Source organism: Lentzea sokolovensis (genome assembly GCF_033949975.1).
Lineage (GTDB): Bacteria > Actinomycetota > Actinomycetes > Mycobacteriales > Pseudonocardiaceae > Lentzea > Lentzea sokolovensis.
Map to the genome: position 1 here is coordinate 204916 of NZ_JAXAVU010000019.1, position 13445 is coordinate 218360.

Annotated in this window: 13 protein-coding genes; 7 read left to right on the top strand and 6 right to left on the bottom strand. The window is 69.1% G+C overall.

Annotated elements, in window-relative coordinates; translation table 11 throughout:
* Positions 1 to 45: 45 nt before the first annotated feature.
* Positions 46 to 1473: a rifampin monooxygenase gene (gene rox, locus SK854_RS47600; RefSeq protein ID WP_319981819.1), complete on the bottom strand. Its 1428-nt coding sequence runs from the start codon at positions 1471 to 1473 to the stop codon at positions 46 to 48.
* Positions 1474 to 1622: 149 nt separating this feature from the next.
* Here rox and SK854_RS47605 point away from each other — a divergent pair, with 149 nt between their 5' ends.
* The gene (locus SK854_RS47605; protein ID WP_319981820.1) at positions 1623 to 2771 is read left to right on the top strand and encodes an MFS transporter; all 1149 of its coding nucleotides are present in this window, start codon (positions 1623 to 1625) and stop codon (positions 2769 to 2771) included.
* Here the strand turns inward: SK854_RS47605 and SK854_RS47610 are convergent.
* The gene (locus SK854_RS47610) at positions 2715 to 3107 is read right to left on the bottom strand and encodes an NUDIX hydrolase (protein WP_319981821.1); all 393 of its coding nucleotides are present in this window, start codon (positions 3105 to 3107) and stop codon (positions 2715 to 2717) included. The two genes, SK854_RS47605 and SK854_RS47610, sit on opposite strands and share 57 nt — an antisense overlap.
* A gap of 10 nt (positions 3108 to 3117) precedes the next feature.
* Positions 3118 to 3699 (bottom strand): FMN-dependent NADH-azoreductase, encoded by a 582-nt coding sequence (locus SK854_RS47615; RefSeq protein WP_319981822.1) that lies wholly within the window; start codon positions 3697 to 3699, stop codon positions 3118 to 3120.
* An 82-nt stretch (positions 3700 to 3781) separates the two neighbouring features.
* On the opposite strand from SK854_RS47615, the gene SK854_RS47620 reads away from it, so the two are divergent.
* On the top strand, positions 3782 to 4255 hold the full coding sequence (locus tag SK854_RS47620) for a MarR family winged helix-turn-helix transcriptional regulator (protein ID WP_319981823.1): 474 nt from the start codon (positions 3782 to 3784) through the stop codon (positions 4253 to 4255).
* 5 nt (positions 4256 to 4260) lie between these two features.
* Here the strand turns inward: SK854_RS47620 and SK854_RS47625 are convergent, their stop codons facing one another.
* Positions 4261 to 5448 carry an NAD(P)/FAD-dependent oxidoreductase gene (locus SK854_RS47625; protein ID WP_319981824.1) on the bottom strand — a complete coding sequence of 396 codons (1188 nt, stop codon included), beginning with the start codon at positions 5446 to 5448 and terminating at the stop codon, positions 4261 to 4263.
* A gap of 177 nt (positions 5449 to 5625) precedes the next feature.
* Between SK854_RS47625 and SK854_RS47630 the strand changes: the two genes are divergently transcribed.
* Genes SK854_RS47630 through SK854_RS47640 form a run of 3 tightly spaced genes read left to right on the top strand, consistent with a single transcriptional unit; the run spans position 5626 to position 8722 of the window.
* The gene (locus tag SK854_RS47630; protein ID WP_319981825.1) at positions 5626 to 5826 is read left to right on the top strand and encodes a hypothetical protein; all 201 of its coding nucleotides are present in this window, start codon (positions 5626 to 5628) and stop codon (positions 5824 to 5826) included.
* A gap of 53 nt (positions 5827 to 5879) precedes the next feature.
* Positions 5880 to 7382: an AMP-binding protein gene (locus SK854_RS47635; protein ID WP_319981826.1), complete on the top strand. Its 1503-nt coding sequence runs from the start codon at positions 5880 to 5882 to the stop codon at positions 7380 to 7382.
* Positions 7383 to 7411: 29 nt separating this feature from the next.
* A complete protein-coding gene (locus tag SK854_RS47640) occupies positions 7412 to 8722 on the top strand; it encodes a LuxR C-terminal-related transcriptional regulator (protein WP_319981827.1) in 1311 nt (436 codons plus the stop codon).
* A 228-nt stretch (positions 8723 to 8950) separates the two neighbouring features.
* Here SK854_RS47640 and SK854_RS47645 read toward each other — a convergent pair whose 3' ends face one another.
* Entirely contained in the window at positions 8951 to 10189 is a 1239-nt protein-coding gene (locus SK854_RS47645; RefSeq protein ID WP_319981828.1) for a helix-turn-helix domain-containing protein, read from the bottom strand.
* Positions 10190 to 10485: 296 nt separating this feature from the next.
* Between SK854_RS47645 and SK854_RS47650 the strand changes: the two genes are divergently transcribed.
* Together SK854_RS47650 and SK854_RS47655 are read left to right on the top strand one after the other, a co-directional pair.
* Entirely contained in the window at positions 10486 to 10968 is a 483-nt protein-coding gene (locus SK854_RS47650; protein ID WP_402914580.1) for a PH domain-containing protein, read from the top strand.
* The gene (locus SK854_RS47655; protein WP_319981830.1) at positions 10965 to 12512 is read left to right on the top strand and encodes a PH domain-containing protein; all 1548 of its coding nucleotides are present in this window, start codon (positions 10965 to 10967) and stop codon (positions 12510 to 12512) included. Before SK854_RS47650 ends, SK854_RS47655 begins: the two co-directional genes overlap by 4 nt.
* Here SK854_RS47655 and SK854_RS47660 read toward each other — a convergent pair.
* A complete protein-coding gene (locus SK854_RS47660) occupies positions 12491 to 13426 on the bottom strand; it encodes a GlxA family transcriptional regulator (RefSeq protein WP_319981831.1) in 936 nt (311 codons plus the stop codon). The genes SK854_RS47655 and SK854_RS47660 overlap by 22 nt on opposite strands.
* Between the last annotated feature and the right edge of the window lie 19 nt (positions 13427 to 13445).

Below are 13445 nucleotides of genomic sequence, written 5' to 3' on the forward strand. Positions count from 1 at the left end.
GCCGCACAGTGTGACAAAGCGACTCCGGGCCTCGAACGGGTGACCTCAGCCAGCGGTGCCGAACCAGCGGGCCAGTTCGCCCTCCAGCGCCGTCTGGTCCTCGCCGGCCCACGCCACGTGCCCGTCCGGCCGCACCAGAACGGCGGGCACGTCGAGGTCCTCGCTGACGTCGACGACGTGGTCGACGCGGTCCGCCCAGCCGCCGACCGACAACGTCCCCGCCTGGTCGAGCAGGATGCCGCGACCGGCGTGCAGCTGGTCGTAGAGGCCGCCGCGCTTGAGCGAGAGGTCCCCGATCCGCCTGCCCACCAGGTCGTTCTCCGAGCCGAGGTCGTAGCGGACGGAGACCGCGATGATCTTCTCGATCAGGTGGCGGTTGACCTCCTCGAACGCCACGAGCTCGGTGAACAGCCGCCGCACCGCCTGCGGCCCCGGCTCGACCTTCATCAGTTCGATCTGCGCGCGGGTGTTGTTCAGCACCTCCTCGGCCACCGGGTGCCGTTCGGCCTCGTAGGTGTCGAGCAACCCGTCGGAAGCCCGGCCGTGCACGGCCGCCGCGAGCTTCCAGCCCAGGTTGAACGCGTCCTGCACGCCGAGGTTGAGCCCCTGGCCACCGGTCGGCGGGTGGATGTGCGCCGCGTCGCCCGCGAGGAACACGCGCCCGGACCGGTAGCGCTCGGCCTGCCGGGTGGCGTCGCCAAAGCGGGACAGCCAGCGCGGCGAGTGCACGCCGAAGTCGGTGCCGGCGACCTTGACGAGCTGCTCCTTGAAGTCGTCCAGGGTCGGCATGACCGCGCGGTCCTCGTTCACCCCCTCCGCGGGCACGACGACCCGGTAGGTCGCGGTGCCGCCGATCGGGCCGACGCCGAACCGCTTCTGGGTCTTGCGGACCTCCAGCATCAACGGCATCGCCTCCTCCCACGGGATGCCGATCTCCATCTCCCCCAGCAGCGTCTCCAGCCGCGACGGCTCGCCGGGGAAGTCGATGCCTGCCAGCTTCCGCACGGTGCTGCGGCCGCCGTCGCAACCGACCAGGTACCGCGTCCGCAGTGACGTGCCGTCCGCCAGTTCGACGGTCACGCCCTCGTCGTCCTGTGCGAACGCGGTCACCGTGCTGCCGCGCCGGACCTCGGCACCGGTCTCGACGGCGTGCTCGGCGAGCAGGCGCTCGATGTCCGGCTGCGGCAGACCGAGGACGACCGGGTACTTCGTGTTCAGCCGTTCCGGTGCGGGCTTGTCGATGCCCGCGAAGAACCCGGTCAGCGGGTGAGTCGTGCCGGCCGTCAGGAACCGGTCGGCGATGCCGCGCTGGTCCAGGATCTCGATGCTGCGCGCGTGCAGGCCGAGCGCCCGGACGACCTTCGTCGGCTCCGGATCCCGTTCGAGCACCAGCACGCTCACGCCGTGCAGACGCAGTTCGCCAGCCAGCATCATGCCGGTCGGCCCGCCGCCGGCGATGATGACGTCGATCATGGAGTCTTCCCCATTTCCCCAGGTAGATGACGTTGGCCGGGAAATGATGAAGCACACCCGGGGTCTTGTGGCAAGGCCCCCCATGCGCTATATGTTGAAGTGGGAGGAGAGCAGCGCTCTCCTCTTTCGTCGTTCCTGGGGGTCACGACGTGGTGCGCTGGTTCTTCGCCGGCCTCGTGCTGTCGTTCTTCGGGACGAGCGCGATGATGCTGGTCGCCGGGATCTGGGTGAAGTCGCTGACCGGCAGCGACGCGCTCGCCACCCTCGCCCTGCTGTGCGTCTACGCGCCGGGCGTGCTGTCCCCGTGGATCGGCCGGTTCGCCGACTCCTACCGCCGCAAACCGTTGCTGATCTGGACGGACCTGGCGATCGTGCCCGCGCTGGCGGTGCTGTTCTTCACCGACGAGATCTGGGTGATCTTCGTGGTGCTGCTGCTCTACGGCACGAAGGCCGTGCTCGTCAGCGCGGCGGAACCCGCGTTGCTGGTGGCGATGCTCCCGCCCGACCGGCTGGCCAGGATCAACGGGCTGCGCATGTCGTTGCAGGAGGGCATGAAGCTCATCGCTCCGTTGGCGGGCGCGGCACTGTTCGCGGCGCACGGGGCGTGGCCGGTGGTGGCGATCGACGCGCTGTCGTTCCTGCTCGCGGCCGGCGCCACGGCGATGATCAAGGTCGACGAACCGCCGCCTGCTCCACGCGAGTTCGCGAGCCTGCCGCACCTCAGGGCGCTCCGGTGGCCGATCATCGGGACGACGGTGGCGTTGTTCGCCTCCTCACTGAACACCGCGGCGGCATTTCCACTGGTGGAGCACGGTCTGCGGTACGGACCCGAGTTCCTGGGCGTCCTCGCCGCCGCTCAGGGCGCGGGATCGGTGCTCGCGGGCCTGCTGGGCAGGCGCGCGAACGTCACGGCGGGGTTGGTGCTCATGGCAGTCGCCGCCGCGGCACGCATGTCGGCGTGGTTGCCCGCGGTGCTGGTGTCGGGATTCGTGAACGGTGCAGGTCTCGCCTGGACCGTGATCGCGGTGGCGACGCTGGTCCAGCAACGCACGCCGCCCGCTGTGCTCGGCCGGGTCAGCGCCACGGCGATGAGCATCGTGTTCGGCGCCGTGCCGCTCGGGCTGGCCACCGGTGCCGCTCTCGTGGCGAACGTGAGCTTCGAGGTGATCTACCTGGTCATCGCGGTACTCACCGCGGGAACGGCGCTGTGGACCGGCGTTCGCGGCCGCGGTCCGCGAACGTCAGGACAGCACCCCGGCGTCCCGCAGGTGAGCGAAGATGATCCGGTCGACCGGTGAGATCCGGTCCGCGTCGGCGGTGGTGAGCCAGGCGAGTTCCTCGATCTCGGCCGACGCCACCGGTTCCCCGTCGAACGACGCGGTGTAGCAGGTCATGCGCACGGTCACCCCCGACGTGTGGCCGTGCGCCTGCGCTTCGAACGTCCCCAGGTGCTCCGCCGACGCCGCGTCGATCTCGACCGACAGCTCCTCGCGGATCTCGCGCACGAGCGTCTCGACGTCGGACTCGCCCGGCTCGCGCTTGCCGCCGGGCAGGTAGTACGTGTCCTTGCCCGCCGACCGGGTGCCGAGCACGCGGCCGTCCTTCAGATAGATCCAAGCCACCTTGTCGATCACGCGATCGAGGTTAGGCGCTGGCGAGTTCCTTGACCACGCGGTGCGCGTCGGCCAGCGACTCCACGGCGAGCTCGCGGAACTGGTGCATCTGCGGCACCACGTCCGCCAGGGTCAGCTCGGCGTGCACGAACTCCAGGTTCTGGTCGAGGCCGACCATCGACAGCACGGCGCGCAGGTACGGCTCCTGGAAGTCGAAGCCCTCGCGCGGCGTGCCCGGCTTGTACGAACCGCCACGAGCCGTCACGACGACAACGCGCTTGCCGCCCCACGCGAACGTGCCGTCCTCACGGGCGAAGTGCTCGGAGGTCGCGACCTGGTCGATCCAGGCCTTGAGGGTCGACGGGATCGAGAAGTTGTACATCGGCGCGCCGATGAGGAGCACGTCGGCGGCGTCGACCTCGGCGATCAGGCCGGCGGCGATGCCCTGGTCCGTGCCGTCCTTGTGCGGGATCGGCGACGCGTGCAGGTCGCGGTAGGTGTAGCCGGAGCCGGGGTTCGCGGCACGCCAGCTCTCCGCGAACGCGTTGGAGATCTCCCGGGTCACGGAGCCCTCGTACCGAATGCTCGTGTCGATGTGAAGCAGATTGGTCATACTCGGAACATACGAGCGAAGAACTTCCGAGTCAAGATGTTCCGAGCCAAGAACATCTCCGCTGGGATGTAGGATGGGACACATGGAGGAGCAGCCCGAACTCGTCGAAGCCTGCTTGGAGAAGTGGGATTTGAACTGGCTGCTGCACCGCGCCACCCAGCGCGTGGGCGCCGCGTACGCCGACGAGATCGCCAAGTTCGGGATCTCGTTGCGCGGTCAGCTGGTGCTGGGTGCGCTCGCCAACGAGGAAGCCCAGCGCACCCAGCTCAAGCTCGGCGCGATGCTCGGGCTCGACAAGACCACGCTCACCAGCGAGCTCGACAAGCTGGAGCGGATCGGCCTGGTCATGCGCGTCCCCGACCCCAACGACCGGCGCGTGCGCACGCCGATGATCACCGACAAGGGCCGGGAACTGCAGAAAGAGGCGGGTGACGCGCTCGCCGAGGTCGAACGCGCCTTCCACTCCCGCTTCACCGCCGAGGAGATGGCGCTCATTCGCAAGGCCCTGCAGGACCTCTCGCGCGGCGAGGGCCCGATGCACGGCTCCTGCATCTAGCCGGCCTAGACGAGCGCGCCCAGGTCCGCGTCCCGCAACTGCTCCGGCGTCACGGTCGCCTGCGCGTCCACCAGCGCCTTCAACGCCGTGCCGTGGTCCCAGACGTTGACGTTCATGGCCGCCCGCAGCCGTCCGTCACGCAGCCAGAACGCGATGAACTCCCGCGAAGCCACGTCACCGCGGACGACCAGTTCGTCGTCAGGGCCGGCGAGGCCGCGGTACTCCATGCCCAGGTCGTACTGGTCGGTGAAGAAGTACGGCGACTTCAGGTACGGCTCGTCCAGCCCGATCAGCGGCCCGGCGACGTGCGTGCCCTGGTCCTTCGCGTTCGCCCAGTGCTCGACGCGGACCCGGTGGCCGTAGCGCGGGTGGTCCTGCGCGGCGATGTCGCCGGCCGCGAAGACGTCGGGCGCGGACGTGCGCAGCAACGCGTCCACCGCGACACCGCCCTCGGCCAGTTCCAGGCCGGCGGCCTCGGCAAGTTCGAGACGGGGCGAGGCCCCCACGGCCAGCACCGTCACGTCCGGGTGCAGCTCGGTGCCGTCGTCCAGGCGCACGCCCGCCGGCGAGAAGCTCGCGACACCCGTGCCCAGCTTGAACTCCACGCCGTGCTCGGTGTGCAGCCCGCGGAACATCGCGCCCATCTCGGCGCCGAGCACGCGCACCAGCGGTTCGGCCAGCGGATCGACCACCGTGACGCGGCAGCCGTGCGTGCGAGCGGCGGACGCCACCTCGCACCCGATCCAGCCCGCGCCGACGATCACGACGTGCCTGCCTTCGCGCAGCGCGGACTTCAGCGCCAGCGAGTCGTCCAGCGTGCGCAGCACATGTCCTTGCGCGCCAGGCAGAACGCGCGGACGCGATCCGGTCGCGAGCAGCAACCGGTCGTAGGTGCGCACTGCTCCATCAGAGTCCACGATCGTGTGATCGCCGGGCCGCAGCTCCAGCACGGACACGCCGAGCTGGACGTCGATCTCGTTGTCGGAGTAGAAGCTCGGCTCGTGCACCCACGCGGGTTCGGCCGCCTTGCCGAGCAGCAGGTCCTTGGACAGCGCGGGAAGTTCGTACGGGCGGTGGTGCTCGGTGCCGAACATGGTGATCTTGCCGCCGTAGCCGCGGTCTCGGAGCGCGCCCGCCGCGGAGGCACCGGCGAGGCCAGTTCCTACGATCACGATGCGTTGCGGTTCCGCCATTTTCACCCCTCCAGGTGACCTGTTCTCGTCCCACGTGCGACGCTATCCGCAGCTCGGCACGGTCGCTGAACGGAGAACGCGAAACCTTCGTCATGACCAACGGTGACGCGCGTCTCTACTGACGCGAGCACCGGCATCACCGGGCCGGTGCGCCGAGTGAGCTGGAGGAAGAAGCCCGTGGGAGCCCAAGAGGAGTGGCAGGTGAGCTGCCGCGACATCGCTTCGCGCCGACGGGACATGACGGTGTTCGTCAGCCAGGGACACATCGTGATCACCGTGCCACCGGGAGAGGCAGCCGTGCTGACACCACTGGAGGTCGGCCGGCTGCGGGCGGCGTTGCGCGACGCGGTCGTGAGTGCGTCCAACACCGATACGTGACCGCCGTCACACCGTTACCTACTCGCTAGTAGGTTGATGGCAGAGTGGGTCGCATGGTGACCCGCGTGCTGCTGACCCTGGTCAAAGCCGGAGTGATCCGGCCGTTGGGCCCGCGCGGGCTCTCCGGCACCGTGCGCGGGTATCTGCAGTGGGACATCACGCTGGCGTGGGGCTTCCAGACGGGTGCGGGACGGCACCCGGATCGTGCGGCGATCATCGACGACGACGGCGTGCTCACGTACGCGGAGGTGAACGAGCGCACCAGCCGGCTCGCGCATGCCTTCCGCCCCAAGGAGCGTGTCGGGCTGCTGTGCCGCAACGGCCGCGCCTTCATCGAGACGATGACCGCGTGCACGAAGATCGGCGCGGACGCCGTCCTGCTCAACACCGGCCTGAGCAAGGGACAACTGGCGCAGGTGGCGCAGGACCAGAAGATCGGCAGGATCGTCGCCGACCGCGAGTTCGCCGACGCGCTACCCGCGGACGTTCCCGTGTTCTTCACCGACGAGCTCGAGTCGCTGATCGCCAACGGGCCCACGACCCCGTTGCCCCGCAGGCCTCCACGCGGCCGCCTGATCATCCTGACCTCCGGCACCACCGGCACGCCGAAAGGCGCCCGCAGGCCGGAACCCGCGAGCCTCGCCCCGGCCGCCGCGCTGCTGTCGCGGATTCCGCTCAAACACGGTGACGTCATCTCCATCACCTCCCCGCTCTTCCACGCCTGGGGCCTCGCCGCGTTCCAACTCGGGCTCGTGCTCGGCGCCACCCTGGTGCTGCGCCGCAGGTTCGATCCCGCCCAGGCGCTCAAGGACGCCGACAGGTGCACCGCGATGTTCGTGGTTCCCGTGATGCTGCAACGCATGCTGGAGAACTCGCACCGGCCGAACCTGCGGATCATCGCCTCCAGCGGCTCCGCCCTGCCGCCCCGCGTCGCCGCCCGCACCCTGCAGGAGTTCGGCCCGGTGCTCTACAACCTCTACGGCTCAACGGAAGTGAGCTGGGCGAGCATCGCGACACCGGAGGAGATGCTGCGCGAACCGGGCACGGCGGGCAAGCCACCGCCCGGCACCAGACTGGCCATTGTGGACGATCAGGGCAAGCCCGTGGCGCCGGGTGAGACCGGGCGCATCTTCGTCGGCAACGAGATGCTGTTCGACGGCTACACCAACGGCACCAGCAAGGAATCGCTGGACGGCCTGATGTCGACCGGCGATCTCGGCTATCTCAAGGACGGCTTGTTGTTCGTGGCCGGCCGAGACGACGAAATGATCGTGTCAGGCGGTGAAAACGTTTACCCGCATGACGTCGAGGACTTGCTCTCGACGCTGGACGGCGTCACGGAGGTCGCGGTGCTCGGCGTGCCGGACGACGAGTGGGGCCAGCGTTTGGCGGCGTTCGTCGTCGGCGCGAAAACCCTGACGGCCGAACACGTACGTGAACACGTGAAGGCGAATCTGGCGCGATACTCCGTTCCCCGGGATGTTTTCTTCGTCAACGAGTTGCCGCGCAACGCAGCCGGAAAAGTGTTGAAACGTCAATTGCGCGAGCACCACTAGAGTCAGCCTCCGAATGAGGGGGCTTCACCATGACGGTTCCCGGCAGGACCGCGGATCCGCGTTCCAACGCCGTGCACAACCTGCGCGAGGCACGCATCGCCCTGGACGAGGGCAGGCCGGGCGAGGCGTTGGAGTACGCGGAGAAGGCGGTGGCCGCGTTCGCGTGGCTGGACGACGTCGAGGGCGTCGCGGAGGGTGTGCTGGCGCAGTCGGTGGCGCTCGGCAAGCGGGGGCTGTGGCCCAGCGCGCTCGACACGATCGACAAGGTCCAGGAGATCGCGGCGGCGAACCGCCACATCGGACTCCAGGCGCGGTGCAGCTTTTCCCGTGCGGTGGTGGAACTGCGGCTCGACTCGCGGGAGCGGAGCTTCAACTCCTTCGCCCGCGCGCTGGGTCTCGCGGAACTCACCGGCGACAACGAGCTGATCGGCTCAGTGCTGTTCGAACAGGCACGGGTGATGCGCATGCAGTACCACGAGCACTGCATGATCCGCACCGAGGAGAACCGCTGCAGCCTCGACGGTGAGCCGTGCGTGCGCAAGATCCGCCGCGCGGAGGCGTTGTGCGCTCAGGTGCGGGACCGGTGGAAGACGCTCGGCGATCCGGTGCGGATGGCGATGGTCAACGTCCTGCTGACACACGTGCGCATTGATCTGGGTGAACTTGACCGCGCGCACCGCAGCTGGCAGCGCGCTGACCAGTTGCTTGCCGGAAGGAACCGCCCGGTGGCGCGGGCCGAGGCGCTGATGGCACGGGCGCGCCTCAGCGGCGCGCGGGCGCGCTACCCCGAGCAGATCGCCCAGCTCACCCATGCCGCCGAACTCGCGATGAGCTGCCTGGCACGGGAAGTCGCGGTGCACGCGCACCAGCAACTGAGCGAGGCGCACGAACGAGCCGGTGATCTGGAACGGGCGTTGCGGCACGCGCGCCTGCAGTTGGAGCAATACCGGTTGTGGGAACTGCAGGAGGGCCGCGATCTGCTGCGGATGCGCGAGCACGACCTGTCGTCACGACTCGTGGAACAGTTGGCGCACAGGCGTTTCGAGCCCAAGCGGGAGGACACCGTGATGCGCGTCCCGCACACCGGCGAGCTCCACGAAACCGGTACCGCGGAACACACGAACACCCGGATCGCCCGCGCCCTGCGAGCGGGACTCACCAAACGCGGCATCGAGGTGCTGCGGCTCGTGGCCGCCGGAGCGAGCACGGCGATGATCGCGGAGTCGCTCGGCCTGTCCCCCAAGACCGTGCAGAACCACCTCCAGCGCATCTACACGACGCTTGACGTCAACGGCCGCGCCGGTGCCATCGTCTGGTGGATGAACCTCACCGCTACCTAGTCAATCCTTGTCAAGCCGTTGACAACTGGGCCGACCGGACAGGCGGGCCATCGCCCGTTCGGTCGCTTGTCGCTGACCGGGAACTGCCGGTTCCCGGGTGTTTTACCCATGTTCACGCGGTGTAATTGGGTGATGTGATGGGTAACTGGTCTGTGTCATGCTCCGTTAACAAGGTGTCCAGTTAATGAGCGAGGGTCGGTCATGACGAGGCAACGCCCGAACGTCGGGCTAGTGCTTGCGCAGCGCGATGCGTGCCACGTCTCGCCAGAGCAGCGGATCGACGCCCTCGGGGTTGATGTGTTCCAGCAACGCGGCGAGTGCGGTGCGCGCGTCCGCGCCGCCGTCCGCGTCGACCTCGTCCGCCGCCCGCACGAGCAGCAGGTGGCACCGCAGCTGCTGCTCGGCGTCGAGCTGGCCGGTCGCGAGCGCGATCTCCGCGAGTTCGCGGGCCCGGTCGACCTCGCCGTCGCGCAACGCCAGTTCCGCCCGCAACGCGCGAGCGTGCGCGAGCAGGTTCTCCTGGCGGCGCATGGCCGCGACCGTCGTCTCCACCTTGTCCAGCAACGCGACCACGTCGTCGAGGTTCGCTCCCGGCGTGCGCAGCGTGATGGACGCTCCGGCCAGGCGGACGCGGCAGCGGTACTCGGGATCGCCGTCGAAGTCGTCCAGCATCGCGACGGCCTCGCGGATGCAGTGCGCGGCCTCCATGCGGTCTCCCAGGCGATCCGCGACCTTGGCGCGCACCCACCACGTGGAGATCGCGAGCCGGTCGCGGCCGAGTTCGGGCAGCCGCGCGGAAAGCTGGTCCACGACCTGTTCGGCGTCGGCCAGGCGGCCGGCCGCGGTGAGCTCCGCGCACAACGAGATGAGCGCGCGCGTGTGAACGCGACGCACCCGTTCGCCGTCACCGTTCGACAGTTCGACGGCCTCGGTCGCGGCCTTCACGGATTCGGCCGTCCGGCCGAGGCGCCGCAACGAGGATGCGCGCAGGATCTCCACGAGCGCGTCCACCGCCGGACCGGGAGACCACGACTTGCGCAGCTTCGCCCCCGCCAGCAGCAGACCCTCGTGGTCTCGTTGCCGCGCGAGCATCACCAGGCGCGTCCAGCGCACGCACCAGCCGAACATCTCCTCGTCAGACCGCTTTCCCAGCGTTTCCAGCAGATCGACGGCCATCACGAGGTCGCCGTCGTGGTACGCGAGCAGCGCTTCACACCACGCCAGCGCCTCGTCCTGCATCGCGGTGCGGTCCTCGTCGACCATCAGCTCGGACGGGTCGACGCCGAGCACCTCGGCGAGCCTGCGGACGACGGTGGGCGACGGCACCCGTTCGCCGGACTCCAGCCGGGACACGTAGCTCATCGAGACACCGGGGCACGCGAGGTCCTTTTGCGACAAACCTCGTTGCACCCGGACCGCTCGCAACCGCGCACCGAACCTCGTCAACGACTTCCTGCCCTCATCCACGGCCGCCACCTATCGAAGGAGCCCCTTAATGAAGTTGAACACTATCGCTCGGACCCTGGCAGCTGTGATCCTCAGTTTGGGCGCCCTGCTGGCAACGGGCGGTGCCGCCATCGCGGATGACTCCAACGCGCAGCCGCCGGTCTTCACCCCGCCGTACTGCGCCAAGCCCTGATCGGTTCGCATGGCCGGGGTGGTCCCGCCTCCCTCGCAAGCGGGACCACCCCGGCCACCGACACACCAATTGACACACCTGACCACACCACCAGGTACCGGTGAGGCACCCTTGTGGGGTGACTCTGCAACTGCGCACGCCTCGTCACCAGGTGAGTCCGAAGTCGGTCCTGCTGTGGACGATGCAGGCCGCCGTGTTCTGGCTCGTGCTCTTCGTGCCCCAGCTGATCGTGTTCCTGCTGGTGGGCAACCCGCCGACGTGGGAGCTGGCGCTCATGATCGCCACGCTGGTCGTCGGAATCGTGCACACCGCGGTCGAACCGAGCTGGCGCTACCGCGTCCACCGCTGGGAGACCACGCCGGACGCCGTCTACACCCTGTCCGGCTGGCTGAACCAGGAGTGGCGAGTCGCGCCGGTGTCGCGGATCCAGACGATCGACACGAAACGCGGGCCGTTCCAGCAGTTGCTCGGCCTGTCGACCGTCACGGTGACGACGGCGTCGGCCGCCGGTCCCGTGGAGATCGAGGGCCTGGAGCACGAGGTCGCGCAGAGGCTCGTGGTGGAACTGACGAACACGACGCAGGCCACCCCCGGTGATGCCACGTGAGCACCCCCGCCGAGGTGCCCGCCGGGCTTCCCGCCGCACCGGAGTTCACCGAGCCGCTGCAGGAGTGGCACCGCCTGCACGTGCGGATGCTGGTCGTGCGGCCGCTCAACGAGGGCATCGCGATGCTCGTGCCGATCCTCGTGCTGCTGTTCACCGGCAACGGCGAGAAGTGGCGGCTCATCGCCAGTGGCGCGACGGTCGCGGCGATCCTCGCGTTCAGCTATCTCCTCTGGCGCACCACGAAGTACCGCATCACCGACGACCAGGTCGAGCTGCACACGGGTCTGCTGACCCGCAAGCAGCTCGCGGTGCCGCGTGATCGCATCAGAACGGTCGACCTCACCTCCAAGCCGGGTCACCGGATCTTCGGGCTCTCGGCGGTCCGGATCGGCACCGGGCAGCAGGACGTCCCCGGCACGGACGGCCTCACGCTCGACGCCGTGACGCAGCAGGAGGCCGAACGGCTGCGGTTGTTGTTGCTGCAGAAGGGAGTCGCGCCCAGGGTGACTCCGGAGGGCGAGGACGCGGAGCCGATTCCGCTGCCCGAGTCCGAGGTCATCTCGCAGCTCGACCTGAAGTGGCTGAAGTTCGCGCCGCTGTCGTTGTCGGGTCTCGTCGCGATCGGCGCCCTGTTCGGCGTGCTGTCCAACTACGCCGACGACCTCGGCCTGCACCCGGTGATGGATCTGTGGGAGTGGCTGTTCGAACACCCGAGCTACACGCTGTTCGTCGTCTTCCTGGTCGTGCTGGTGGTGGTCGGGCTCGTGCTGTCGATCCCGCTCTACATCCTTCAGTTCTGGAACTACCGGCTGACCCGCGAGCCGGACGGAACCCTGCGCGTGCAACGGGGTCTGCTCACCACCCGGTCGGTTTCGGTGGAGGAGCAACGACTCCGCGGCGTCGACATCCAGGAACCGCTGCTGGTGCGCGCCGGCAAGGGCGCGAAGCTCGCCGCCGTGACGACGGGTCTGGGTTCGAAGGGCGAGAGCAACCTGCTGCTGCCGCCCGCGCCGCTGTCCGTGGCGCACCAGGTGTCGCGGGACGTGTTGAAGGTCGGCAACGACCCGACGACCTTGAGGCTGCGCAAGCACCCGTTCGCCGCGTTGCGCCGCAGCATTGTCCGGCACGTGATGCCGTGGATCGTGATCGCGGTCGGCCTCGCGATCTTCGCGCCGTCGTGGGCGTGGCCGATCCCGGTGGCGATCATCCCGTTCGCCGCGCTGGTCGGCTGGGACAACTACCGCTCGCTCGGCAACGCCCTGGACGAGCGCTATCTGGTGACGCGCAACAACTCTCTCGTGCGCAGCACCGTCGCGTTGCAGCGCACCGGCATCATCGGGTGGCGCATCCACCGGTCGTTCTTCCAGCGCCGCAGCGGTTTGGTGACGATCGGCGCGACGACCGCGGCGGGTGCGGGCGTCTACCACGTCACGGACGTCGGTGAATCGCACGGGCTGGCACTCGCCGACGAGGCCGTCCCGGACCTGCTGCGCCCGTTCCTGATCGACTCCACTGTGGACGGTCAGGCCGAGCGGAACGTCTGACGGTAGGCGCTCGGCGAGATCCCGATCGAGGCGGCCAGCTGCTGGCGCAACGCCGCGCCCGTCCCGAAGCCCGCGTGGTTCGCGACCTGGTCGATCGGCAGGTCGGTGGACTCCAGCAGGTGCCGGGCGCGGTCGACGCGCTGCTGCGTCAGCCACTGGCCGGGCGACATCCCCGTCTCGGCGCGGAACCGGCGGGTGAACGTGCGCACGCTCATCCGCACCTGCGCGGCCATCGCGGCGAGGTCGAGCGGTTCTTGGAGCCGCTCCAAGGCCCACTCCCGGGCGAGCGCGGTGGACGTGTCCGGGTAGCTGGGCACCGGCCTGTCGACGAACTGGGACTGACCGCCCTGCCGCCACGCGGGGACGACGCAGTAGCGGGCGACCCAGTTCGCCACCTCGCTGCCGTGGTCGGACCTGATGACGTGCAGGCAGAGGTCGATCCCCGCCGCGACGCCCGCGGACGTCAGCACGTCCCCGTCGTCGATGAACAGCACGTCCGGGTTGAGGCGCACCTTCGGGTACAGCGCGCTGAACTGGTCGGCGGTCTTCCAGTGCGTGGTCGCCGGCCTGCCGTCGAGCAGCCCGGCGGCGGCGAGCACGAACGCGCCGGTGCAGATCGACATGATCCGCGGCGCGTTCGTCGTCGTGAGCGCCTCCAGCACCGCGGGTTCCAGCCGGCCCTCGCGCGCCGGCTGGTAGTGGGTGCCCGGCACGAGCACCGTGTCCGCGTCCCTGAGCACCTCCAGACCGTGGTCGGGCGCGATGGTGAAGCCGCCGGTGGTCGGGATCGGGCGGCGATCCGGCGAGCAGACGACGACCTCGTAGGAGTCCTCCAGCCGCCCGAACATGTGCGTCGAGCTGCCGATGTCGAACGCGACGGACTTCTCGAGCGCGAGAACGGCGATGCGGTGCATGGCCTGATTCTTTCACATG

Excerpts from the sequence above, each read along its gene's own strand:
- SK854_RS47625 (WP_319981824.1), bottom strand. The coding sequence starts at position 5,448 with ATGGCGGAACCGCAACGCATCGTGATCGTAGGAACTGGCCTCGCCGGT.
- SK854_RS47620 (WP_319981823.1), top strand. The coding sequence starts at position 3,782 with ATGGAGGAGCAGCCCGAACTCGTCGAAGCCTGCTTGGAGAAGTGGGAT.
- rox (WP_319981819.1), bottom strand. The coding sequence starts at position 1,473 with ATGATCGACGTCATCATCGCCGGCGGCGGGCCGACCGGCATGATGCTG.
- SK854_RS47640 (WP_319981827.1), top strand. The coding sequence starts at position 7,412 with ATGACGGTTCCCGGCAGGACCGCGGATCCGCGTTCCAACGCCGTGCAC.
- SK854_RS47615 (WP_319981822.1), bottom strand. The coding sequence starts at position 3,699 with ATGACCAATCTGCTTCACATCGACACGAGCATTCGGTACGAGGGCTCC.
- SK854_RS47635 (WP_319981826.1), top strand. The coding sequence starts at position 5,880 with ATGGTGACCCGCGTGCTGCTGACCCTGGTCAAAGCCGGAGTGATCCGG.
- SK854_RS47660 (WP_319981831.1), bottom strand. The coding sequence starts at position 13,426 with ATGCACCGCATCGCCGTTCTCGCGCTCGAGAAGTCCGTCGCGTTCGAC.